Origin of the sequence: Shewanella canadensis (assembly GCF_003966225.1) — a bacterium.
In the GTDB taxonomy this organism is placed as follows: Bacteria; Pseudomonadota; Gammaproteobacteria; order Enterobacterales; family Shewanellaceae; genus Shewanella; species Shewanella canadensis.
The window spans coordinates 1-1,544 of sequence record NZ_RXNU01000047.1 but is presented as its reverse complement, the minus strand read 5'-3'; the positions used below and the strand labels follow the sequence as shown (position 1 = coordinate 1,544).

General features: G+C 47.2%; 1 protein-coding gene. It reads right to left on the bottom strand.

Annotated elements, in window-relative coordinates; all coding sequences use genetic code 11:
* Positions 1–28: 28 nt before the first annotated feature.
* Complete coding sequence (locus EKG38_RS25540) at positions 29–268, bottom strand: hypothetical protein (protein ID WP_126523526.1); 240 nt, start codon at positions 266–268, stop codon at positions 29–31.
* Between the last annotated feature and the right edge of the window lie 1,276 nt (positions 269–1,544).

Sequence of the window (1,544 nt, the reverse complement as noted above, 5' to 3'; positions counted from 1 at the left end):
ACTTCTGCCACCATCGTTGCCGCTACCATCACCACCGCAAACAACTGCCACCATCACCACCTACCGCCGTCGCCATCACCACTACCACCATCGCTGCCACTATCACAATGACGACGACGGTGGCCACCACCATCGCAGTGATGGCAGCAATGATGACGTTGGAGCCCATGTCATAGCTTATCCCCATACTATATGGCCAGCTGAGGGTGACAAAAACCCATAGCCTATGGGCCAGCTGACTGTGGGCCCATGTTAACTTGTCACCCATGACCTATGGGTGGGCTGATGGTTAGTTGGTCACCATGGCCTATGGGTGGGCTGAGTAAGCAATGTTCCAAGTCATATGAGTGGGCCCATGGCATAAGGACTAGATAGTACAGTTGGGCTGACCCATAGAATATGGAACATATTAATCATTAGAATACTATGGAGTGACTATACAATGATAATTATAGAATATAATAGTGAAAAAAAAAATCTCATAGATTATGAATGGGCCCAGATGATATGGTCCTCTCCTATGGGTGGGCCCAAGTCTAAGTACCTCACTGCCCATGGATGGGCCCACATAATATTGGTATTGAAGGGTATGGCTGGGCCCATGGTTCATAGGCTTAGCATATGGTGAATCCATGCAATTTTTCCTTCTCCATGTTGAATGGGCTGAAATCCTGTGACCTGACCATGGGGTTTTGGTATAGCTTTATTGGTGTTGGTGTCTTCGGCATTAGTCTCGGCCGAGAATGTCGGCCGAAACTAATGCCGAAGGCATCGGTGTTCTTTAAAACTCGGGTATGATATATGGTCCAGTTGTACTGGAATGAGCCAAGGTCAAACTATGGTCACAGGTCGGGCTGGCCGAGGTAATGTCTGGCTCTTGGATCCCTTCTCTTCACGGTCACCAATAATCATGTTGCAAAATAGTTGGCACAGATGGAGATATTTCACACATTCGAACAAGAAAAAGTACCTCATATAGTTTGAGGCATCTGTCTCAGCGTTGTAGTCTCGGCGTTATTCCGTCGGCACATGTCTCGGCCGACATTCTCAGCCGAGGCCCATGCCGACAGGGCGTCAAGACTACCACTGAAACCTTGATGACAAAGTAGGGCCTTGGGATTTAATATATAGCATTCCTAGAACAGCATAAGTCAGTACATACTCAAGAACAAATGTTGCAGGACTGAATAGACTGACCATATGCTGTGTCACGTGATGCAGCCTGATCGGTGTACATCTTCGGCGTGTTGCTCAGCTGACATTCTCGGCCGAGACACACGCCGATGGCCACCAAGACCAACACTGGGACACTGTCTGCCGACTTCATCAGTCCTCCAGACATTATGGCTCACTTGCTATGGCATGAATACTTTGTCATTGACTCATGCATAGTCTTTCTGTTGGTTTTTTTGCTACCCCATACACAATCTATTCTAAATATCAAACCAATGCAATTGAGTCCATACATAAACAAAAATATTATGTATCTAGCATGTCTGTGTCACTGGCCTCACCACTTGTCCCGCTGTCTTCCAGCACTGCAA